A 19,912-nucleotide genomic window follows, 5' to 3' on the forward strand; every position below is an offset into this window, starting at 1 on the left:
AGAAAATAGAATACGCTGCTGAACCAATAAAGCTGTGCAGGAAGCAAACAGTGAATTACCTGAATTATTTAAATCCCGTTGAGTTCGCCACTCTCATGGAGGGTTGTTCTCATTCAACTGATGCGCGTTTTTGTCGTAACGCTGTTAAGCCTCCAAGTTTTTAAAAGCTGTCGTTTCAGTTCTTACACTTGCGTTTAAAACAATCCTTTGTTTTAGGCTATGCAGTGCTTTCAGGATGAGTGAATATTTACTTATGTTGAATCCTTGTTATCTAAAGGGGAGATATGACTACTTAAAAGTTTAGTTGTTATACATATGTGTTTTATTTGTGTTTTTATCAGGCAGGTCTAAAACTGATCAATATATAGACCTGAACATATCAGACAGGTGTTTTTATCGCTGTGAAGGAATGCAATCAAAAAGCAATTGCAATTCATGATGCACAGTATTATTTTTGATTTCCCGCTGCTTGATAGTCCCAAACTGGATTTTTTGTACTTTATGGAGAGAGGTAGTAATAATGGTGGCAGGCGTTGTAGAACCGAAAAGTCAATCCCAGCATGACTTTATTAGTATTAGTGGCGACAGTGTTGATGAGCTTGTTAAAAATGGCATATATCACATCTTAACCACGGGTTCTAAAATCACTTCCAGAGCTGGTGAAGCTATACAGTCGTATGGCGTCAATTACATTCTGACTAATCCCAGAAACAGAGTTCATAACCTGCGGCATGGCGCTCGCAGATATCTTTGCCGTGAGCTGGTCGCGTATTTCAGCGGTAGCCTGAAAGCCGAGGACGGTTTGGCGAAAGCGTCCCGATTCTGGATGACGTTAGTTGACGAGAACGGAAATGTAAATTCTAACTACGGGTACTACGTTTTCTATGAAGACGTGGAAGGGTATGGTAATCAGTATAATTGGGTGATAGATGTCCTTGTAAAAAACAGAGACTCTCGACGCGCGATTATTAATATTAATCAGAGTTACCATAAGTCAGACACCAAGGACTTCCCTTGCACGGTCGGGATGCAGTTCTTTATAAAGAATAAAACACTCTACTGTGAAACTATTTCCCGTAGTACGGATGTTATTACCGGCTTGCCATATGACATGGGATTCTTCTCTTTTATTCATGAACTTGTCTGGCGGGATTTACGAGAAAGGGGAATGGATGACCTGGAGCTAGGGTCTACCATAATGAAAACCACCTTTACGCAAATTTATGATAAAACGCTGAGCAAGGCGAATGAAGCGGTTGAGAGCGCCGGTGAGAATGAGGTAATGCCGGCGATTATATCAGCCAGCGCAACGTTGAATGATATATATGGCAGGAAGTCTGATACGGAAGTAATGAAGTGGGTTTATGAAAATGCGGAATGATAATGTCGTTGTATTGGTGGCTTCCAAAAATCCGGCCAAAGTAATGGCCGCCAATAACATATGTTCTCATTTATTCTCTGACTTTCAGTTGATATCCGAGGATGTTCCCTCTGGCGTGAGTGAAACGCCTGATACGGATAATGAAGCATTGCAGGGGTGTCGCGCGCGTATTGAGTGGCTCGAATCCAGGTATCCTCAGGATGTTGATTATATTCTTGCTCTGGAAGGGCTGATAGAAAAGTCAGAAGCGGGCAACTTCGTGTATGGCTGGGCCGCTGTTAAAGAGACGGCGTTTAATGAGGTGTATTATGGCTGCAGCGGTAAAGTCATGGTGCCCGATTCAATTATCAACCAGGTCAGTCCTGCAGATAAGCTTTCTGATGTGGTGAAAGCGACGTTTACTGAGTATACCGAAGAGCAAATCGATACGCTTGGAACCAACGGCGTTCTGACTAAGGGGTTATATACCCGCGTCGATGAATTTGAGACCGCGATTCGCTGCGCCTTCGGCGCTGTGCTCAGCAAGAAAAGGCCTGATTCATGATTAAAGCAGTGCTATTCGACATCGACGAAACGCTGCTTGATCACACCCATGGCCACAACTCTGCAATGGCGGCTCTTGGCGCGACATTAGTGGAGCGAGGACGCGTCGCTTCTGACTACAACTTTTCTGAGTTTCACAGTGGTTATGGTGAGTTGAATCATGGCTTATGGAGCCGCTTTGAAGACGGAGAGATAAGTGTTGAAGAGATACTTAAAAGGCGGTTCGAGTATATCGGCGACTGGTTTGCTATAGACTGCCGGGAGGAGCGCTTGTTTATCGAGCGCGCTTTCATTGAGGCTTATATCAACAATTGTCATATAGTCGGTGAATGGGACCGAGTACTGAAAGCGTTGGGCGCACTTGACCTTAAACTGATCATTTGCAGCAACGGACATGAGTCTGTGCAAGGCCGCAAGCTGGCGCGTCATGACTTGGAGAGGTACTTCCATACTTTTTTCTATGGCTCCGCCAGCCCTTGGTGTAAACCAAATGTGGGCTTCTTCGAGCGCATCAGGAACGAAGTGAACCTCGACTACAGAGAAATGCTGATCGTGGGCGATAGTTACGCCAATGATATCGCCCCATGTGAAGCGCTTGGAATGAAGACGCTTCATTTCAACAAAAATGAAGACTTTAAGGAAACCGAAAAGCAGTTACATGGAGTATTGGGAAGTGAAGAACGAGTTTGTTCTTAAGGGAGTAAGATATCTTGATAGCGACTCCATGGAGCTGGTCTCTGGAGATATTCACGTAAAAGAGGGAGTCATACAGGCTGTTACGCCAGAGCTGCTTTCCTCTCAGCTCTCATGCGACGTTATTCATTGCGATAATGCAATTGTTCTTCCCGGGCTGGTTAATGCTCACCTACACCCCAGCAAAGAGATTTACGGCGCCATTAGCGATCATTCGCCCATCGAAGATGTACTGGACGCCGTACACAGAAATAACGCGCTGGAAACATCCGAAGGGCAGTACGTAGCGGCGCTAAAGTCTTTGACCTCTGGTGTGAAAAAAGGGGTGACCACATATGGCGTGTTCACGAGCAGAATAGACAGTGACATTCGCGCTTGTGAGCAGGTCGGAGTCCGGGCTGTCGTCAATTACTGTCAAAGCACGCAATGGATCGGCGCCGGGCAGAGTCCGGAGAGTCATCAGCTACAGGCTGCTCTGGACAAATATAGAAGCGCGGAAGCCGCCCTCCAGTCCGGGTTGATTACGCTGACGCCGGCGACAGCGTCAGAACTGTCTGCGGATGATGAATTGCTGCGCTCCTTGCACGCTATTGCGGCTGAGCGTGGCGGCAAGTTCTTCATGCACATTCACGAAGGGCGACATCAGGTAGAAAAGTTCAAAACTCATTACGGACATAGCGCTATTGAGCGCCTGGCGAGTTTGGGAGTGTTGGATCGGCATACTACCCTGGTTCATTGTTGCCACCTGAGTGAAAAGGATGTGGAGCTTTTGACCCGCTCCACGGTGGATATAGTGCATTGCCCTGTCAGCAATAGCTTTGTGGGGGCGGGTAAAATGCCTGTTAGAGCGTTATACGAAGATGGGCGCATTGGGTTGGGAACGGATGCGGCGATGGTAAACCCTAATAACGACCTGACGTTTGACGCTCTGTTTGCGCTGTATCACCATGGACCGGATTCGCTATCCAGCAAGTTGGCGGCAAGAGAAGTCCTGCGAATGTTAACCTGTGACGGCGCACGTGTTTTAGGACTCCCACAGACAGGACGCATAGCCGCAGGTTGCAACGCGGATATTATTTTCTACGACTCGTCTCGCATTGACTCCTCTTACATCAATACGCCGGTGTCGATACTTACGATGTTGAATCAGGAGCGTCCATACAGAGTGATGGTGAATGGCGAGACAGTGGTTGATGATTATCACGCCCTGTACTCCGATGCTGAAACAATAGAGCGCGAATTCAAAAGGATGAGAAATGAGGTAATGGTGTGAAAAACATAGCATTTATTTTTTCAGGACGAGGAAGCTTACTGTCTTCAGTATTGTCCGGTATAGAGGCGGCGGCTAACCCCGCCTCGCTGAAGTTCGTCATGACGAATAATCGGGAATTCGATTCTTCTCTTTACGGCCACTTTAACGGCGTTGACGTGACGACAATCGATCATCGTGATTACCGCGAAAAAAGGGAGTTCGAAAAGGCGATATCTGAGCGCCTTGAGAGTAACAAAATTGACTTGGTCGTATTAGGCGGCTTCCGTAGAATTTTTTCCCCGGAGTTTGTGACCCAGTATGGGCATAAGACGATTAATACTCACCCGTCGCTGCTGCCCGCTTTCCCTGGGGATAAGGCGCAGCTGCGCGCAATAGAAGCTGGAGTGAGAATTACTGGCGCAACCGTGCATTTCATTAATGATGAAGTCGACGCCGGCCCCATTATTGACCAGGGAAGCGTTCGCATTACTTATGGTATGACTGAAAGTGATTTGCGGGAGGCGATTATCCAGGTTGAGAAAGGGATCATTCATCGCGTGGTCAAAGACTTTATTGATGAAAAAATCATATACGAGGGTAATAAAGTCACATTGAAGGATGATGTTGATGTACCGGGTTAAAAATGACCTTGTGGCGGCCAGTATGGTCGCCAGTATTCTGTTTCTGGCTCTTGTCAGTCTGGGGCTTTCCCTGGCTGTCCTGCCGTTGTATGTAAATAAAACGCTGGGCTACTCTGCGTTTTATGTCGGATTGGTGGTAGCGATTGAGTCCATTTCTACGTTGCTTTCCCGCGCCTACGCCGGCAGGTTTTCGGACAATCATGGTCCCAGAAAAGGGATGGTGCTGGGGCTTACGCTGACCTTCAGCGCGGGGATGTTGTGCTATCTGTCATTCGCTTTATTGCCAGCGACTATTCTTACTTACGTGATTATCTGTTTCTCCAGGATCTTGATGGGGGTTGGCGAGAGCCTGATTTTTACCTGTAGCGGAACCTGGCCTATCGGGCTGGTTGGCCGGGAGCATGCTGGAAAGATCATGTCCTGGGTGGGCATCGCCATGTTTTTAGGGCTCGCCGCCGGGAATTATGTTGGCGCCTGGTCCTACTATTCCGTTGGCATTGTCTATGCCGCGCTTTTCATGAGCCTGCTGCCAGTCATTGGCTTTGTATTTGTGGCGGTTGTCCGTCCCGTGGACGTGCATCCGGAAAGAAGCGAAATCAAGCTCGCTTATGCGATCAGTCGGATCTGGAAGTCGGGATCAGGTTTCTCTCTCGCGAATATCGGCTATGCGGCCATTACCGCTTTCCTGGTGCTGTACTTTGTAGAAAGCGGCTGGCGGGAAGAGGCGGCTTTCTCTTTATCGCTCTTTGGCGTGGGTTACGTTTGCGCGCGTTTGACGCTGGGCTGGACGGCGGATTCATCAGGCTTGAAAATGACGCTGTTCTCTCTCGTTATTGAGGCGGTGGGGCTGCTATTGATTGGGTTGGCGACATCGCCTCAGCAAGCCATGATCGGGGCTTTCCTGACTGGTTTTGGTCTATCCATGGTGTATCCGTTGCTGGCTTTGCCCGCCCTGAAAAGCCTGCCGGATAAGAACATTGGGCTGGCGTTGAGCACTTACGAATCCTGCTTCGACATTGGAATTCTGATTGCCGGAATAATCGGCGGCTCGATCGTTGCCTGGCTTGGGTATGAAGCCATATTTATTTTCTCATTCTTGTGCTGCCTGTTGGCGATGGTGTCCACTGTGTTGGCGTTCAGGCAGCTGGAGGAGGAGCCATTGGAGCCAGCCGTCGCGGTATAGCTCTGCGCTGGGTATACTGGATCACCCGGAGCGGTCGTGGCGACGCTCCGGTTCTTCTGGAAATTTCTTATGCTGCGCCGTGGAAGCGTCGCGCAGAAACAAATGGTTTACCGCCTCATTCCCTTTGTGCCGATCCTGTCGATACGGATGTAGCGTCTGTGAATCTTGTATAAAACTGAAAATGAGGTTTGAGCGATAACCTATGAATTCAAGTGATTATGTTTATGCTCTGCAAGGCCTGCGTTTCTGGTTGGATGATATGACGCGGCGCCAGCATTCACGGGCCAACCTTGACTCTGACGAAGAGGAATTGATGTTGCAGGTGGAGCTGTGCTATCAGGGAATATGGGAGGCTTATGCGTCCATGTATGACCCTGAGAGCAATATGGTTCCTCCAGACTTACTGAAGAGGTCCGCCTGGAGCAGCTTCCCTGTGTGGCCTGAGTCATTGCTGCCGTTACGGCCGCAAAATAAGTGCGATACGGATAAAGCGAAAGCGTTGCTTAAGGCGCCGTTTGAACGCATAGAGCCTTGTCTGCCGGAGATGCTGACATGGCTACAGGACCCCAACTGGCCTGTCGCCGGCGTCATTATTGAACCTTTAGCCGCACTGGGAGAAAAGCTCACTCCTGCGTTATTGCAAGCGCTAAAAGCGGCGCGTCAGGAAAATGATCCCTGGTGGGCGTATAATCTGGTCGTTAATCTTATCGACCGCCTGCCTGCAGAATCCGTTGAGTCCTTGAGAGAGGAGTTAGGGCACTGGATCTTGAGCGAAGACCAGGAGCTAGGCGTTTGTGTGATCAGTCTCCTGTTGCGTCATAACCTGGGGGATCGTAAGAGCCTGAGCCGTTGGGCGCGCATCAAAATAGAAGCGTACGCAGAATATATCCAAGAACTGAAAGACGCTTTAGCTGTATCGGAAGAAGGGACGCAGAATGATTAACATGGCAATGATACTGGCATGTTAGTCACCACACGCATGGATGCGGTGGCGAGCCGCGGGAGTCAGGGCCTGACCTGCGCAGGCCCTGACTAACAAACTAATAGTCTGCGTCCCTTTTGATTTGAGCCGCCGCTAGGAGGCGTCAGCCTGCCGCTCAGGCGCCGCTTTTGCGAAAGCCTCCAGCTTGAGGCAATTGCTGCTGATTTCCTGCAGTCGGGGGAAAGCGGTCATCGGGCAGTTGAAGCGGTTGGCGTTGTAGACCTGCGGCGCCAGGCAGACGTCCGCCATAGTCACCTGTTCGCCAAAGCAGTAAGGTCCAGCGCTGGCATAGCTCGCCGCCATTTGTTCAAGGGCTTTGAATCCTTCCAGAATCCAATGCTGATACCACACCAGCTTCCTTTCTTCGGTAACTTCCATTGGCCCGGTCAGGTACTGTAATACCCGCAGGTTGTCCAGTGGATGAATGTCGCAAGCAATGACCTGACTGAAAGCCCGCACTTTCGCTTTGCTTTGTGGATCAGCAGGGAGCAGAGCTGGCGATGGATGCGTCTCTTCCAGATACTCAATGATCGCAAGAGACTGGTTCAGGTGGAATGAGCCATCCGTCAATAGAGGTACAAGGCCCTGAGGATTCAGGGCCTTGTAGTCTGACTGATTTTGTTGGCCGCCGTCTTTCACCAGGTGAACGCTGTGGGCTTCGTAAGGAAGCCCTTTCAGGTTCAACGCGATGCGCACCCGGTAAGCTGCGCTGGAGCGCCAGTAGTCGTATAGCCGCATCATGAGTAGCGCGTCACTTTCTGGTCGATGGCACCGAAAATCGAGCGCCCTTGTTTGTCCAGCATCTCAATACGTACGCGGTCTCCGAAACGCATAAAAGGCGTTTTGGGCGATCCGCCTTCAATAATTTCCAGCATGCGTACTTCCGCCAGACAGCTTGAGCCGGTGGAACGATCTTTGTTGGAGACTGTCCCTGAGCCAATGATTGCGCCGGCGGATAGCGGACGGGTTTTCGCCGCATGGGCGATCAATGTGGGAAAGTCGAAAGTCATGTCGATGCCAGCGTTGGGCTGTCCCAGCAAACTGTCATTGAGATGAGTGATCAAAGGTAAATGCGCTTTGCCGCCATCCCATGCGTCGCCCAGTTCATCCGGCGTGACCGCCACGGGTGAAAAGGCGCTGGAGGGCTTGCTTTGGAAAAAGCCAAAGCCTTTCGCCAGCTCGCCGGGAATGAGGTTGCGCAGAGACACATCGTTGACGAGCATCAGCAGGCGAATATGTTTTCCGGCGTCTGCCGGGTCGACGCCCATACGGACATCGTCAGTGATTACCGCCACTTCCGCTTCCATATCGATGCCCCAGTCCTCCGAGGCCATGCTGATGTCGTCGCGAGGCCCTAGAAATGCGTCGCTGCCGCCCTGATACATCAATGGATCGGTCCAGAAGCTGTCCGGCATCTCCGCGCCGCGCGCCTTGCGCACCAGCTCCACATGGTTGACGTAAGCGCTGCCGTCAGCCCACTGGTAAGCACGCGGCAGGGGGGAGGCGCATTGGCTCGGATCAAACGCAAAGGCGTCTTTGGCGGAGCCTTCATTCAGGGCGCTGTACATCTCCTCCAGCGCGGAAGACAGGTCGCTCCACTGGTCCAAAGCGGCTTGCAGCGTGGGGGCGATCTGTGGAACGGCGACGGCCTGTTGCAGGTCGCGGCTGACGACAACCAAAACGCCGTCCCGCGAATTGCTTTTTAATGTTGCGAATTTCATGGATATTGCTCCTTAACCGTCGCTATTTCATTTTCCAACTGTCTGCATATTCGATGGTCTCCACCTGACAGGCGGCCGGCCCGACTTCCAGCGCATCGCGGGTGTCGAGCATAACGGCGACTTCATCGGTCTCTTTGCGGGTATATTCCAGTCCCGCGGCGAACGCTTTGGGGTGAGGCCCGTGAGTGAAACCGGAAGGATGGAAGGTCACCATGGCCGGGCCGATATTGTCGCGGCTGAAGAAGTTGCCTTGATGGTAGAAAATGACCTCATCGAAGTCGTCATTGTTGTGGTAGAAGGGCACTTTCAATGCGCCCGGATCGGACTCGATCGGACGGGGCACGAAGGTGCACACCACAAAACGGCTGGCGACGAAGGTGGAGTGCGCCGATGGCGGCAAATGGTAGCGGTGAGACGCCAACGGGCGAATGTCGCGCCAGTTGATGCGCACTACGGACAGGTCGCCATGCCAGCCGAGAGCGTCCAATGGGCTGTAAGGATAGGTCACTTTGGAAATCGCATTGCGACGCTTGATCTCCACGATCCACTGGGTGTCGTCCTGCTGGGCGAGGAAGGCGTCGTCAATGCGGGGAACATCCAGCATGGCGGGATCAAAGATCGCCTGCGGTCCCACCAGTCCTTTTTCAGGCAGCTGATAGCTGTCGTTAGTCGCTTCGATCATCAACATAGTGATGGGAGACTTGGGCTCCAGTCGCCACATGGTGCTGCGCGGCAGCACGATATAGTCGCCTTCGCGCACGCTCAGACGGCCGTAGTCGCAGAAGAAGTCGCCTTCTCCTTCGTGTATGAAGAACAGGTCGTCGCCGTCCGCATTGCGGGCGAGGGTGTCCATCTTCTGCGTGCAGCGCCAGTAGCGATACTGACAGTGCGTATTGTGCAGCAATACTGGGGCGTCGAACGGAGACTTCGTCTCGATGTTCAGCCTGTTGAGATCAAAAGCCCGAGGGCGCAGAGGCCCTTCCCAGCTATCCCAATCGGTAGGCGGACGCTTGTGGTGGAAGTGGGCGGTAGGCCCGAAGAAACCGCTGCGTCCGGCTTCCCTTTCATAGATGGCTTCGCTGGGCAGATCTGCGTGGGCTTGTCTGGAAACAAGCCCTTCTTTATGCGGAAAAGAGATCCACTTACGCATGTTCCTTTTCTCCGGCGTTAGGAGACAGCAGACCACGACGGATCTGGTCTTCTTCGATGGATTCAAACAATGCCTGGAAGTTGCCTTCGCCGAAACCTTCATTGCCTTTGCGCTGAATGATTTCGAAGAAAATCGGGCCGATCACAGTGCTGGTGAAAATTTGCAGCAGCAGGCCGTCGTTATCGTGAGGCGCGCCGTCAATCAGAATGCGCAGTTCTTTCAGGTTATCGATATTTTCATCATGGCCGGGGACGCGAGTGTCGATTTTTTCGTAGTAAGTATCAGGGGTGTCCATGAACACCACGCCGGCTTCGCGCATATCGCGTACTGTCTTGTAGATATCTTCGGTAGACAGTGCGATGTGCTGGATGCCTTCGCCTTTGTACTCCTGCAGATACTCTTCGATCTGAGACTTGTCGTCAGCGGACTCGTTAATCGGAATGCGGATTTTGCAGCAGGGGGAGGTCATGGCGCGGCTGTGCAGGCCGGTCAGCTTGCCTTCGATGTCGAAATAACGAATCTCGCGGAAGTTGCCGATGCGCTCGTAAAAGCTGGCCCAGGTGTCCATGTTGCCGCGGAAGACGTTGTGAGTCAGGTGGTCCAGGGTAGTCAGTCCCAGTCCCTTCGGGTGTTTGTCCACGCCGGGGAAGTACTCGAAATCAATATCGTAAATACTGTCTTCGCCATATTTATCAACGAAATAAAGCACGCTGTCGCCGATGCCATACACCGCAGGGATGCGAACTTCTTCGCCTTGAACGTCGCCTTTGTCAAAGGGCTTGGCGCCTTGAGATACGGCGTATTCGAACGCCTTTTGTGCGTCTTTGACGCGGAACGCCATAGCGCAGGCGCAGGGGCCATGGTCCATGCTGAATTTGTGGAAATAGCTGGGGACGTTTTCGTTGACCAGGAAGTTGATGTCGCCCTGACGATACAGGGTGATGGCTTTACGCTTGTGTCTGGCGATGGCGGTGAAGCCCAGGGTTTCGAAAAGAGGTTTCAGGCTTTCTGCGCCTGCTTTGTCCGGAGCTCCAAATTCAACGAACTCGAAACCATCAGTGCCAAGTGGGTTTGTATATACATTACTCATGATACAGTCCTCTGTATTATCAATTAAAAAACGCGTAATGGAATTGTCGTCAGCCGGGGCAAAGCCCCGCTTAGCTCCATTGGGCGCGTATTTCTGCGGCTATCAATAGCTTCAATGCGAGTAATGCAAAATCGTTCATAACCTTAGTGGACTTAACCTGCTTCGTCTGTACGTCGTCGCCGTTCCCGCGCTTCAGGCGCCGGCGGCTAACTTCTCCGTATTGGATTGTTGTTTGGGTGGAAAAGTCGGGGCGAACAGCCCAAGTTCTTTGGCTTGGCGCACTTTATCCATGATGTCGCAGTGGGCGACTTCATAAAGCTGTTTAAGGCCATCCAGCACATAATAAATAGGTTGCATGATATCGATGCGGTAAGGTGTTCTCAGTACGTCTACGATATCAAAGGGACGGCGTTCCGGCGTGTCGGAGAAGCAATATTGCGTCTCGCCGATAGAGGACAGAATGCCGCCGCCGTAAATTCGTTGCCCTTGAGCGGAGTCCATCAGACCGAATTCGACGGTGAACCAGTACAGCCGCGCCAGGAAGATACGGTCTTCCTTGGAGGCCGAGTAACCCAGTTTGCCGTACATCTGCGTGAATTCCGCGAAGTAGGGGTTGGTCAGCATGGCGCAGTGACCGAATATTTCATGAAAGATGTCCGGCTCTTGCAAATAGTCCATTTCGTCTGGCGTACGAATAAAGGTGGCGCAGGGAAATTTCTTATTTGAGAGCAGGTCGAAGAAGGTATCGAAGGGAATCAATGCGGGCACTTGCGCCACTTCCCAGCCAGTTTCACGGCGTAATACGGAGGAGACATCCTCCAGCTGAGGGATACGGTCTTCGGGTAAGTCCAACAACTTCAGTCCATGAAGATATTCGTCGCAGGCCACATTGCGTATGACCTTGTATTGTCGTGTGATCAGCTCACGCCAGACGGCGTGCTCCGAATCGGGGTAGGCGATAAAGCCGGATGCGTCAGGCTCTCTCGCAACATACTTTGTACCTTTGCCCATTTTCTCACCTCGTGACGTGTCAGGAAGGGTGTATTCCATGGCACTCTTATTATTCTACCGGCTTGTGGCCGGCTTAATCTGGCGGCCGTCAGTTGGGTTGGACGGCGCGAGGTCGGAATATTTTCCGGCCGGGCCTTCCTCTGATTAAATGACAATCCGCAGAATTTGTCTATACATTGCTAATAACGGCTGGCGATTAGCGAGGGAGATTTAATGACAATTCTTTATCGTACAGGTCTTACTCCGCGAAGGTGCGCCATAGTTTGGCGAACTCTCCGGAGAACTCTCTGACGAGGCCGGGGTGGTCGGTTACTACGATGTTTTCCTGGTTATAAGTGCTGGCGCTGCGAGTCCAGTTAAAACTGCCGTGAATCAGGACGCTGTCGTCGACAAGAGCGAATTTATGATGCATGTGGTGGGGTTCATCGTCCATCTTCACCAAAATGCCGGCATCTTTGAAACGATTGATGTCGCTGCCCAGATCAAAGGTCTTGTCATTGTCCGTGATGATGCGAATTTTTAGCCCCCTTTCATGGGCGTTAATAATTTCGTCCGCGATTTTGTCATCGGAAATGGTGAATACGCAGATTTTCAAACTGCTTCGAGCATTGCGTATGCGTTCTATGATTGCGCGACGGCATTGCTCCCCTGGGCTGAAATAGGCCCGCGTTAAATTGCTCTCCTCCTCGCCAGAGTCCAAAGCCTTGATCACCCGCTCCAGCCATTTCAGCGCCCTGAGCGCACCATCGCCGCCATTGACGATCAACGGACGGGTCAACTCAAAGGCGCGATTACGCATAAAACGCACCTGATCCGGCTGTAAAGTCTCAAGCATCGCCAGCAACGCCTGTTTCTCAGCATTATCGAACTTTTCATCCGTGAGGGTTTGTTGGAGGAAAAAAGTCAGTTGATCCAGTTTCACTTGCTGATAACCTCATCAGGTTTGTAAATATGAGCTTGGCTCGTTCTAGCCGGCGCTTTTGGGCGTTAAAATCGCAAAGATTGCATAAATCTAACTAATATATCCAGCATGTTAAGGGCTGGCTCCATAGTAATGAGTATTCTTTATAGAACTTAAGAAAAAGGAGGATGAGTTAAATGCCCTCAAAGTCTCAGAGCTCGGATGACTAATTTCTATCTCTCTCCTGTATACTTGCTCGCTAAATATGAATTGATGACTTGTTATTCAGGATTTCCTATGGCGATTAAACGCGTATCTTCTTGGCTATTGGTGGTGGGGTTGAGCTTGGGCGCTTTGGCCGGTTGTTCTCCAGAGGTGGGGAGCAAGGATTGGTGTGAGGATATGGCGACCAAGCCGAAGGGCGACTGGACGGCCAATGAGGCGACGGATTACGCCAAACACTGTCTGTTCCGCTCAGACAGCTAAGCGAACAGCCCCACGCCTAAACTTTGGGATAAGTGGACCAGTTTTACATTTTGATAGTTATCAACAGGTTGTCGTCACCTTGGAGCCTGTTGTTTTCGTGAGGCGCTTTGTGCGCCTTGACTTTGCCGGGGCGGCCATTTAGCTTACGCCCCCATTGCATCAGGTGTCCTGAGAACATTCGTTCAAGGGATGAAACGGGAAGTCGGTTTAAGCCCGACGCTGCCCCCGCAACGGTAAATGAGTCAAACGACAACCCCCTGTCACTGCGGATTCGCGGGAAGACGTTGTCGCCGGTTACGCCACTCATGAGCCCGGAGACCGGCCTGACGCCTGCTTATCGCGTGGCATAGCGGAGGGCTTTGCCGGGACTCGTCTGACTCGACTCCTTTCCCTCTTTGCTTGTATCCGCTGCGCAACAATTGCATTCACTGGCGCTATTCTTTCGGAACATTATGAGGCTTGTAACCCTTTTGCTTTTAGTTGGCTCACAACTGACCGGCGTTCGCGCGGAAGAGTTGGAGCCTGTTGTCGTCGAAGCCAAGGCTCCATCTGCGGATGAGATTGACGCCGAGTATCAAACTGGCTTCGTGAAGGTGATCAAGCGCGAGCAATTTGACTCGAAAGTTGCGACCGTCGCAGACGTGCTGAAGAATGAAACCGGCGTTCAAGTGCGCCAGAGCGGCGGACTGGGGTCATACTCCGCCGTTTATCTGCGTGGCTCCACCAGTAAGCAGGTGAACGTTTATCTTGATGGCGTATTGTTAAACGACGCGACTGGCGGTTCGGTGGACTTGAGCCAGATATTGCTTAACGGCATTGAGCAGATTGAAATTTATAAGGGCGCGACGCCGATTCAGCTGGGCTACTCAGGCGTCGGCGGCGCCATTAATATCAAGTCCCTTCGCTTCAGCAAACCCCTCAGACAATTGAGCCTTGGGTATGGTTCATTCAACAGTCGCAAAGGGGCGCTCACATTCGCCGACGGCGTTGGCGAAACCAACTACCTCGCGTCCCTTGATTACCTCGGCAGTGATAACGACTTCGAGATGCTGAACAACAATCAGACCGAATTTAATCCCTACGATGACCGCGTAGAACGTCGTCGCAATGCGGAATTCAGTCATTTCAACGGCATGCTGACGGCGGAGCGCAGCCTGTCGGATCGCACGGATCTGCAACTGATGGCGCAACACTTCAATAAAGATCAGCATCTGCCTGACATCGCCAATCTGGAGAGCACGCGAACCAGCCTGGATACTGACTTCACACGTCTGCAGAGCAAACTCAGCTTCGCCAGGAATACGCAGGAGAATTATTCGGGACGCGTTTTCTGGTCCACCCAGGAAGAGCGTTATGATGACAGTCAAAGCCGGGTCGGCCTGGGCGTACAGAGAACAGAAGCTACCACAGAGGTTGTCGGCGCTGAGCTGTATGGCTCCTACTCAATAGGGTTGCATTTATTGTCCGCAATGGTGGAAGCGCGCCGGGAAACATACCAAGAAGAGGACCTGACCGGACGTAGCCAAAAGCAGGATTTTGAGCGCATGACCTACTTGTTAGGTATTCAGGACGAGTGGGCGGATGAAGATGATATCTGGCTGGTGCGTCTGAGCGCGCGCCAGTATTTCCTGGACGATGAAACCCCGGCCGCATCCATGAGCGGTCGCGCGGAGGTGGCCTCCGATACAGCTCAGTACCATTCTTTGCAGGCGGGCGTTCGTTATCGTCTGACAGATTGGCTGTCACTTAAGACTAATGCATCCCGAGACGTACGATTTCCCCAGTTAGCGGAAAAGTTCGGCGACAGAGGTTTCTTCATTGGCAATAGTGACTTAAAACCGGAAACCGCGTTGAACGGCGACGTTGGCTTCGAAGTGGGTCTGGATAGCGTCACCGTCTCTGCCGCCTATTTCTATCGGGATTTAAAAGATGCTATCGTCCCCTCTTACGACTCAAGGGGAGTCGGCCGCTTTGAGAATGTTGGCAAAGCAAGGGTTAGCGGAGTGGAAGTGGACGCCATGTATCAACCTGTTCCCGCCTGGACGTTTATCGCCAGAAGCACCGCCCAGGATACGGAAAACCTGTCAAACGCACGTGACCTGCACGGCAAGCAACTGGCGGGCGCCTACACCTATTCCCATTTTTTATCCACTGCTTGGAGTATCGGCCGTATCACCACATCTGTTGAATATCATCACGAATCAGGCGCGTATTACGACAGCGCTCAGGAAACGGAAGTGGAAGATCAGAACATTGTCAATGTGGTGGGGCGCTGGTCAGATGGCGAGACCACTGTCGAAGTCAGCGCACATAATGTGACCGATGAGGTTGTTGAAGCCTTTAATGGTTTTCCCTCTCCAGGACGTCATTTCTTTGTGTCTTTACAACATTTATTTTAGTTTTTGTTTAATAGCTAAGAGGACGTGGGCATGCAACAGAGTATTGGAACAGTATTGAGATGGACGGGGTTAACCCTGACGCTTGCGACAATAGTTGGTTGCGGCGGTGGTGAAGGCGGTAATGGTGGAACGACACCGAATTCGGATTGGGTCGCGGTTATCGCCGGTGTGGCGAATGACTATTCATCAAGTGAAGTTTCGATTGCATCTGCTGAAGCGCCATACGATGTTGTAGAAGGGTATGCTGGCTCCAACAAGTCAGATATGTCTGTGGCGGCCTATGGAGACAGTTTTTACCGTATCGGAAGATTTAACCAGGATAATATTTCTAAATACAGCTATGACAGTCCAGGCGTGTCTGACTGGCAGTTCACCACCAATGACGATGGCGAGTCGCTGAGCAACCCTTATGACATAATCTTTGTCAGCGATACAAAGGCGTACGTTTTGAGGTACGGCGATTCGTCAATTTGGGTAGTGAACCCCTCTGTAGCATTAAGCGATGAAGATCTTTTCAAAACAGGTGAGATAGACCTGAGCAGCTACGATGATGATGGCGTTCCAGAGATGTCAGCGGGGTTGATATACGATGGCAAGCTGTATGTCGTCATGCAGAACATGGACGCTGACTTCGCGCCGGGAACGGCTTATCTGGCGGTAATTAATGTCGCCACTAATGAAGAAATAAATATCTCCGGCGGCGCCCAGAAAGGCTTGGCTCTGAACATCAAAAACCCTCATACCATCATAGAGCAGGACGGCTCGCTGTTTATCGCAGGCCTTGGACGGTACGACGACACTTTTTCAAGTCCTGCCCGACCTGCTGAGTACACGGGAGGCATCGAGGTCGTAAATCCAAGCACCTATGACCACTATGTGTTCATCGACGATGGCAATGATGTCAGTCATCCGTACGGCTTGATCACGGATATGACTATTGTTTCTGATACGGTGGGCTACTTCAGCGGCTATGAAGAGTTCCAAAAAACATCTCTTTACCGGTTTAACCCAAGTTCGGGAGACGTTGTTGCTTCGGCGATCCCTGGTACGGCCAGTGTGAATTTACGTTCTATCGCCGCCAGTCCAACGGGAGAACTTTGGTTTGGCATAGGTGGGGCAAATCCTGACTTGGTTATTGCTAACACATCCAGTGAAACCATCATCAAAACGATAGGCGTTAATAAAGATCCAGCAAAAATAGTTTTCGCTGAAAAAGACTGACGTGGTCGTGCGTGCGCCTGTTTCAGCGAGTCGTTTTATTAACATGGCATCGATATAGATATGATACACTGCCCATATGATTATAGAAGACGCTCGCTCATTACCTGCCGCAGCGCAGGAAGAAAAAAGAAAACAGGCCGTGCGACTGCGCAAGCAGGGGTATAGCTATCAGGAAATAGCCGATAAGGTCGGTGTCCATAACCTGACGGTGGGAAAGTGGATTAGAGCTTATGAAGCGCAAGGGGTTAGCGGGATTAAATCCAAGCCCCGGGGACGAGAGCCCGGTTCGGGACAGCGATTGACGCCAAGCCAGGAGAACCGAATCAGATGTTTGATTGTCGATAAAAGCCCGGACCAGCTCAAGCTGGAGTATGCGCTCTGGACCCGTAAGACGGTGCAACAGCTTATTGCGCAGGAGACGGGAGAGCACTTGGCGATCCGAACGGTTGGCAGTTATCTGACCGCCTGGGGTTTCACGCCGCAGAAGCCGGTGAAGAAAGCGTATGAGCAAAACCCGTCTCAAGTCGAGAAGTGGCTGAAGGAGGAATACCCGGTCATCAGTGGACGAGCGAAGGCGGAAGGGGCGGAGATCTATTGGGGGGATGAGACAGGGCTGCGAAGCGACGCTCAACATGGGCGGGGCTATGCGCCGAAAGGGAAAACGCCGGTGATTCGCCTGAACGCCAAACGTGAGTCGGTCAATATGATCTCAGCGATCAGCAACCAGGGCAAAGTGCGGTTTCAAATCTATGACGGCTCAATGGACGCAGACCGGTTGATAGGGTTCATGAAGCGGCTGATCCAAGACGCCCAACGGAAGGTCTTCCTGATACTGGACAATTTGAGAGTCCATCACGCCAAGGTTGTGAAGGCCTGGCTTGAGGAGAATGAGGATCGTATAGAAGTGTTCTATTTACCCGCCTATTCCCCGGAATTGAACCCGGACGAATACTTGAATTGTGACTTAAAAGCGGGAGTTCACAGTGGTAAGCCGGCGCGAAAGAAAGGGGATCTCAAAAAGAAAGTTCGATCACATATGTGTATGTTGCAAAAGAAGCCTTCGAGGGTGAAAAAATACTTTAACCATCCAAGCATCAAATATGCGGCATAGAATGCCTATATCGATGCCGGATTAATAATATAGAGGGACGCGTATCTGGATGACCAAGTCTGTACTTATGATCCAGGGAACCACTTCCGACGCGGGCAAAAGCACGCTGGTCACCGCCCTCTGCCGCAGTTTGCTGCGGCGCGGACTGAAAGTAGCGCCGTTCAAGCCCCAGAATATGGCGCTGAACAGCGCTGTGACAGTGGATGGCGGTGAGATTGGGCGGGCGCAGGCGGTGCAGGCGCAGGCCTGTGGCCTGCAGCCGCATACGGATATGAACCCGGTGTTGTTGAAGCCCAATACGGATATTGGCGCGCAAGTCATCATTCATGGAAAAGCCTGCGCCAACATGGACGCAGTGGCCTATCACGACTACAAACGCACCGCCATGCAGGCGGTGCTGGAGTCATATCAGCGCTTATCCGCCGCCTATGATATGGTGATGGTGGAGGGCGCAGGCTCTCCGGCGGAGATTAACCTGCGCGATCGCGATATCGCCAATATGGGGTTTGCGGAAGCGGTAGACTGCCCGGTCATCCTGGTCGCCGATATTGATCGGGGGGGTGTGTTCGCTCACTTGGTCGGTACGTTGGCTTTATTGAGCGAAAGCGAACAGCGGCGCGTGCGTGGTTTTGTCATCAACCGTTTTCGCGGCGATATCGCCTTGCTTGAGCCCGGTCTGCAGTGGCTGGAAGAGTATACGGGCAAACCCGTGTTGGGCGTGCTGCCTTATCTGAACGGCCTGCATCTGGAAGCGGAAGACGCCTTGCCGCGAGAGGCTGTCGTTAAACCTGACGCGGCGCTTACAATCATTGCGCCGGCCTTGCCCCGAATCAGTAATCACACTGACTTTGATCCTCTGCGCTTACACCCGCAAGTAGACTTCCAGTTTATCGGGCCAGGGCAATCGCCGCCCTCCGCTGACCTCATTATTCTCCCTGGCTCCAAATCCGTACGTAACGACCTGCAGTGGCTACGCGAAAATGGTTGGGAAGAGGCTATTCGCAAGCATCTGCGTTATGGCGGTCGAGTCATCGGTATTTGCGGCGGCTACCAAATGTTGGGACGTACTATCGCAGATCCTCATGGTCTGGAAGGCGTTGCTGGAGAGAGCGTCGGGCTGGGATGGCTGGATATCGCAACTACCCTGGAGCCGGAAAAGCAATTACGGCGAGTGGAGGGTCGTCTTTGGCTGGATGACGCTCGGATTACCGGCTATGAGATTCATGCCGGAGTGACTCGCTGCGCAGCGTCGCAAACGTCGGCGGTGCGTCTTGAGGACGGACGCCAGGACGGCGTCGTCAGCGATGATAATCAGGTGCTGGGACTGTATCTGCATGGCCTGTTTGAAAGCCCTCAGGCGTTGGCGGCGCTATTGCGCTGGGCAGGACTGAACGAAGCGCAACATCTGGATTACGATGCTTTACGGGAAGCGGACATAAATCGCCTGGCGGATGTCGTGGACCAGTACTTAAACTGGGACGAAATCGCAGGGTTTCTACAGATTGAGCCAAACAGCGGCGACAGGGAGAGCAGGGCGTGAGGACGTTGATTCTGGGGGGCGTGAAGTCAGGAAAGAGTGCGCTGGCTGAGCAATTGGCGAGTTCTCAGGACAACCCCGTCGTCTATATCGCCACAGCTACCGCCGGCGATGGCGAAATGGCCGCAAGGATCGCGCACCATCGCGCCCGCCGCCCATCCGCCTGGGGGCTGATCGAAGCGCCAATTTATCTCGCCGACGCCATTCGCGACGCCATGCAGGAGGGAGGTATCGTACTGGTGGACTGTCTGACGCTTTGGCTTACCAACCTTTTGATCTCAGACACCAAAGAACTTTTTGAACAGCAACGGCAGGCGCTGTTGGAGATGCTGCCTCAACTTGAGGGCGACATCATATTTGTCAGTAACGAAACCAATATGGGCGTTACGCCGCTGGGTGAGCTATCGCGTCGCTATTGCGATGAGGCTGGCCTGTTGCATCAGGCGCTTGCGGCCGCCTGCGATCGGGTGGTATTAACAGTTGCGGGGCTGCCGCATTGTCTGAAGGGTCGTTTGGAGCTTGCCTAAGTATACTGATTACCATTAAAAATAAGGTCTGAACCTTAGTTAGGCCGATTGACGTTTTAGCGCATGGGTTTGGAAAACAACAA

19 protein-coding genes and 1 riboswitch are annotated in these 19,912 nt (G+C 51.9%); of the genes, 13 read left to right on the forward strand and 6 right to left on the reverse strand.

Features of this window, described 5'->3' with window-relative positions:
* The first annotated feature begins 520 nt into the window (after positions 1-520).
* From AC2IBB_RS05715 to AC2IBB_RS05745, 7 genes are all read left to right on the forward strand, one after another.
* Positions 521-1,381: a thymidylate synthase gene (locus tag AC2IBB_RS05715; RefSeq protein WP_486331940.1), complete on the forward strand. Its 861-nt coding sequence runs from the start codon at positions 521-523 to the stop codon at positions 1,379-1,381.
* On the forward strand, positions 1,365-1,925 hold the full coding sequence (locus AC2IBB_RS05720; RefSeq protein WP_486331941.1) for an inosine/xanthosine triphosphatase: 561 nt from the start codon (positions 1,365-1,367) through the stop codon (positions 1,923-1,925). The genes AC2IBB_RS05715 and AC2IBB_RS05720 overlap by 17 nt, the downstream gene beginning before the upstream one ends.
* Positions 1,922-2,620 carry an HAD family hydrolase gene (locus AC2IBB_RS05725; protein WP_486331942.1) on the forward strand — a complete coding sequence of 233 codons (699 nt, stop codon included), beginning with the start codon at positions 1,922-1,924 and terminating at the stop codon, positions 2,618-2,620. Before AC2IBB_RS05720 ends, AC2IBB_RS05725 begins: the two co-directional genes overlap by 4 nt.
* Positions 2,598-3,890, forward strand: a complete 1,293-nt coding sequence (locus AC2IBB_RS05730; protein WP_486331943.1) for an amidohydrolase family protein — start codon at positions 2,598-2,600, stop codon at positions 3,888-3,890. Before AC2IBB_RS05725 ends, AC2IBB_RS05730 begins: the two co-directional genes overlap by 23 nt.
* Positions 3,887-4,510, forward strand: coding sequence for a phosphoribosylglycinamide formyltransferase (gene purN / locus AC2IBB_RS05735; RefSeq protein ID WP_486331944.1), 624 nt, complete (start codon positions 3,887-3,889; stop codon positions 4,508-4,510). The genes AC2IBB_RS05730 and purN overlap by 4 nt, the downstream gene beginning before the upstream one ends.
* The gene (locus AC2IBB_RS05740) at positions 4,497-5,693 is read left to right on the forward strand and encodes an MFS transporter (RefSeq protein ID WP_486331945.1); all 1,197 of its coding nucleotides are present in this window, start codon (positions 4,497-4,499) and stop codon (positions 5,691-5,693) included. The genes purN and AC2IBB_RS05740 overlap by 14 nt, the downstream gene beginning before the upstream one ends.
* A 202-nt stretch (positions 5,694-5,895) precedes the next feature.
* Positions 5,896-6,636, forward strand: coding sequence for a DUF5071 domain-containing protein (locus AC2IBB_RS05745; protein WP_486331946.1), 741 nt, complete (start codon positions 5,896-5,898; stop codon positions 6,634-6,636).
* A gap of 132 nt (positions 6,637-6,768) precedes the next feature.
* Here AC2IBB_RS05745 and maiA read toward each other — a convergent pair whose 3' ends face one another.
* From maiA to AC2IBB_RS05775, 6 genes are all read right to left on the reverse strand, one after another.
* The gene (gene maiA / locus AC2IBB_RS05750) at positions 6,769-7,416 is read right to left on the reverse strand and encodes a maleylacetoacetate isomerase (RefSeq protein ID WP_486331947.1); all 648 of its coding nucleotides are present in this window, start codon (positions 7,414-7,416) and stop codon (positions 6,769-6,771) included.
* Positions 7,413-8,396 carry a fumarylacetoacetate hydrolase family protein gene (locus tag AC2IBB_RS05755; RefSeq protein WP_486331948.1) on the reverse strand — a complete coding sequence of 328 codons (984 nt, stop codon included), beginning with the start codon at positions 8,394-8,396 and terminating at the stop codon, positions 7,413-7,415. Before AC2IBB_RS05755 ends, maiA begins: the two co-directional genes overlap by 4 nt.
* A 22-nt stretch (positions 8,397-8,418) precedes the next feature.
* A complete protein-coding gene (locus AC2IBB_RS05760) occupies positions 8,419-9,546 on the reverse strand; it encodes a homogentisate 1,2-dioxygenase (protein WP_486331949.1) in 1,128 nt (375 codons plus the stop codon).
* Entirely contained in the window at positions 9,539-10,636 is a 1,098-nt protein-coding gene (hppD, locus tag AC2IBB_RS05765; RefSeq protein ID WP_486331950.1) for a 4-hydroxyphenylpyruvate dioxygenase, read from the reverse strand. Before hppD ends, AC2IBB_RS05760 begins: the two co-directional genes overlap by 8 nt.
* Before the next feature lie 192 nt (positions 10,637-10,828).
* Positions 10,829-11,647, reverse strand: a complete 819-nt coding sequence (phhA, locus tag AC2IBB_RS05770) for a phenylalanine 4-monooxygenase (RefSeq protein WP_486331951.1) — start codon at positions 11,645-11,647, stop codon at positions 10,829-10,831.
* Between the two features lie 238 nt (positions 11,648-11,885).
* Positions 11,886-12,569, reverse strand: a complete 684-nt coding sequence (locus tag AC2IBB_RS05775) for a phospholipase D-like domain-containing protein (protein ID WP_486331952.1) — start codon at positions 12,567-12,569, stop codon at positions 11,886-11,888.
* A gap of 276 nt (positions 12,570-12,845) precedes the next feature.
* Between AC2IBB_RS05775 and AC2IBB_RS05780 the strand changes: the two genes are divergently transcribed.
* From AC2IBB_RS05780 to cobU, 6 genes are all read left to right on the forward strand, one after another.
* Complete coding sequence (locus AC2IBB_RS05780; protein WP_011394921.1) at positions 12,846-13,034, forward strand: DUF3012 domain-containing protein; 189 nt, start codon at positions 12,846-12,848, stop codon at positions 13,032-13,034.
* A 144-nt stretch (positions 13,035-13,178) separates the two neighbouring features.
* Positions 13,179-13,375, forward strand: a riboswitch (cobalamin riboswitch).
* A 111-nt stretch (positions 13,376-13,486) separates the two neighbouring features.
* Complete coding sequence (locus tag AC2IBB_RS05785) at positions 13,487-15,433, forward strand: TonB-dependent receptor plug domain-containing protein (RefSeq protein WP_486331953.1); 1,947 nt, start codon at positions 13,487-13,489, stop codon at positions 15,431-15,433.
* A gap of 30 nt (positions 15,434-15,463) precedes the next feature.
* Positions 15,464-16,654, forward strand: a complete 1,191-nt coding sequence (locus AC2IBB_RS05790; RefSeq protein WP_486331954.1) for an NHL repeat-containing protein — start codon at positions 15,464-15,466, stop codon at positions 16,652-16,654.
* A 76-nt stretch (positions 16,655-16,730) separates the two neighbouring features.
* Positions 16,731-17,765 (forward strand): IS630 family transposase, encoded by a 1,035-nt coding sequence (locus tag AC2IBB_RS05795; protein WP_486331955.1) that lies wholly within the window; start codon positions 16,731-16,733, stop codon positions 17,763-17,765.
* A 49-nt stretch (positions 17,766-17,814) separates the two neighbouring features.
* A complete protein-coding gene (locus AC2IBB_RS05800; RefSeq protein ID WP_486331956.1) occupies positions 17,815-19,305 on the forward strand; it encodes a cobyric acid synthase in 1,491 nt (496 codons plus the stop codon).
* Entirely contained in the window at positions 19,302-19,829 is a 528-nt protein-coding gene (gene cobU / locus AC2IBB_RS05805; protein WP_486331957.1) for a bifunctional adenosylcobinamide kinase/adenosylcobinamide-phosphate guanylyltransferase, read from the forward strand. The genes AC2IBB_RS05800 and cobU overlap by 4 nt, the downstream gene beginning before the upstream one ends.
* Positions 19,830-19,912: the final 83 nt, after the last annotated feature.

It is taken from the genome of Hahella sp. NS-SX17 (assembly GCF_057367735.1).